This is a genomic window from Saccharopolyspora sp. (assembly GCF_017434145.1).
Taxonomy (GTDB): domain Bacteria; phylum Actinomycetota; class Actinomycetes; order Mycobacteriales; family Pseudonocardiaceae; genus Saccharopolyspora_C; species Saccharopolyspora_C galaxeae.
This window is the reverse complement of sequence record NZ_JAFRFW010000482.1, coordinates 1-2,105: the sequence shown is the minus strand read 5'-3', so window position 1 is coordinate 2,105 and position 2,105 is coordinate 1. Positions and strand designations below refer to the sequence as shown.

Here is a 2,105-nt window from a genome sequence, read left to right as displayed (position 1 = left end):
CTGGGTGCTGGCGATTTGTTCAACACCTACGCGGAGAGCTTCGATTCGGTGTGGTCCGCTGCGGCGCCCTGCACCTGGTAAGCAGGGGTCATGCCCAAGAAAGACCACTACGACGACCCTGCCGCACCTGCGGCGAACAGCCTCGTGGTCGCCGTGGCTACCGTCGTCCGCGACGATTCCGGGCGCGTGCTGATGATCGAGCGCACCGATAATGGTCTCTGGGCCGTGCCCGGCGGTGCTCAAGACCTGGGGGAGAGCACTCGCCAAGCGGCTGAGCGCGAAGCCTTCGAGGAAACCGGCATGACGATCGCGATCACCGGCATCGTCGGGATCTACTCGGACCCGCGCCACGTCATCGCCTACGACGATGGCGAAGTGCGCCAAGAGTTCTCCATCGTCTTCCACGCGCGGCCGACCGGCGGCGAGCTTCGAACCAGCCAGGAATCCCGGCGCGTGCACTGGGTGGAGCCGGAACGCATCGCCGAGATCGATATCCATCCCTCCATGCGGCTGCGCATCCAGCACGCCTTGGAGGAACGGTCCGAGCCCTACCTCAGCTGACCGCGGCCTCGGCGCGCTGCCGAGTCCGGTCCACCGCCGCGAGCAGTTCCGGAGCGGCCTCGGTGATGAAGGTCGTGACCAGGTGGCCGGGGCCGTAGCGCTGCTTGATCTCCGCGATGCGATCCCGCGCGTCGACTTCCTCGCCATCGGGCGTGGTGTTCAAGTCGCAGTACCAGAGCGCATCGCGAATCGGTCCGCGTTCGTCGGTGAACTCCGACAGCTCCGCCGACAGCCCGCGCAGGCCCGCTTCGAGTTCGGCGTACGAGTGGTGCGCCACCAGGTGCACGAGTCGATCCGGCGCATCGATGCTCCGCAGGAACACAGCACCGTCGAGCGGGTGGAAACCGGTGGTCGCGATGTCCGGCGCATAGCCGACGTCGTGCAGGATCGCCGCCGACTCCAGCAGATCGGCTTCCTCACCCGCGGCCGACCGGAGTGAACGCGCGCGTTCGGCAACACCCTGGACGTGAGACCACCGGCGCGGCAGGCTCTCGGACAGCTTGCGCTCGGCCACGTCGAAGGCCCACCCGAACAGCGTCACGGCCGACACCGTATCCGGTGGGCACTGGCTCAGATGCCTCTCAATGTGTGACGTCACGAGGGACGCGGAGGGACGTTTTTGCGCCCGGCAGACGTCCGCAACCGTCCTGGCACGCGGTGAATGCGTCCGCCGGATCACGGCAATCTTGAGGCATGACAGGGCAGAGCAGGAAACCACAGGGGCTAGGAACGGTCTTCCAGAGCCTCGACCCGAGCGCGGAGCTCGGAAACGGTGTCCTGAAGCTCGGCGAGCTGGCGGTTAATGGCGGCTGTGGACGGGTCGGTCCGCGCTTCCCCCTTGGCGGGGGGTTCCTGCGCGAAGTAGCCGAGCCCCGAAACGGCTTCCGCATACCCGTCCTGGGCCAACTGGTTCAGCGCCTTCTGCGCTGTCATCGCCGAGACCTCGTGCTGTTTCGCGAGGGCACGGACGGACGGCAACCGCGTTCCCGGGGAGAGATCGCCGCCATCGATCTGCCTCGCGATCTCGGAGGCCATCTCCTGGTATGGGTGCGCGGCGACTCGGTGCTGATCCACAAGCTGACTGTACCGAGACGCCACATGACGCGCTAGATCACTCGATCGGAGCAGCACAGACCGTACTAGCACTGTGCTAGTGTGGACTAGTACGACAAAGAACGACAAGCGACGCTAAGGATCACGCGATGCGGAACATTCCGGTGAACTTGCAGGGCTACAAGCTGATGGTGACGGAGTCTCCGGCGCTGAAGATGCGCGAGAACGACAACGGGGTGGAGGAGCCGGTCACGGACCGCTCCGGGGCACAGCACTTCGTGGTGTCGCTGTTCGCGAAGAAGCGCCCGCAGGAGGGCCAGTTCGCGGAGAAGGGCGAGGAGATCAAGGTGACCCTGACCGCCGACCCAGGCGACGGGTTCGAGGAGGGCACCTACGTGCAGCTGATCGACGCGACGGTCTCGCCCTGGCAGACCGAGCGCAACGGCCGCTACGCCTCCGGGCTGGCGTACCGCGCGGCGGGCATGACGCCT

The 2,105-nt window shown here is 66.4% G+C and carries 4 protein-coding genes; 2 read left to right on the top strand and 2 right to left on the bottom strand.

Going from position 1 to position 2,105, the window contains the following annotated elements; translation table 11 throughout:
* Window positions 1-90: 90 nt before the first annotated feature.
* Window positions 91-561, top strand: a complete 471-nt coding sequence (locus IJH84_RS13345; protein WP_295144731.1) for an NUDIX hydrolase — start codon at window positions 91-93, stop codon at window positions 559-561.
* On the opposite strand, the gene IJH84_RS13340 is transcribed toward IJH84_RS13345, so the two are convergent.
* Window positions 554-1,102 carry an HD domain-containing protein gene (locus IJH84_RS13340; RefSeq protein ID WP_295144728.1) on the bottom strand — a complete coding sequence of 183 codons (549 nt, stop codon included), beginning with the start codon at window positions 1,100-1,102 and terminating at the stop codon, window positions 554-556. The genes IJH84_RS13345 and IJH84_RS13340 overlap by 8 nt on opposite strands.
* 182 nt (window positions 1,103-1,284) lie before the next feature.
* The gene (locus IJH84_RS13335) at window positions 1,285-1,596 is read right to left on the bottom strand and encodes a GntR family transcriptional regulator (protein WP_295144725.1); all 312 of its coding nucleotides are present in this window, start codon (window positions 1,594-1,596) and stop codon (window positions 1,285-1,287) included.
* A gap of 167 nt (window positions 1,597-1,763) precedes the next feature.
* Here IJH84_RS13335 and IJH84_RS13330 point away from each other — a divergent pair.
* On the top strand, window positions 1,764-2,105 hold a 342-nt coding region (locus IJH84_RS13330), incomplete at its 3' end, for a hypothetical protein (protein ID WP_295144722.1).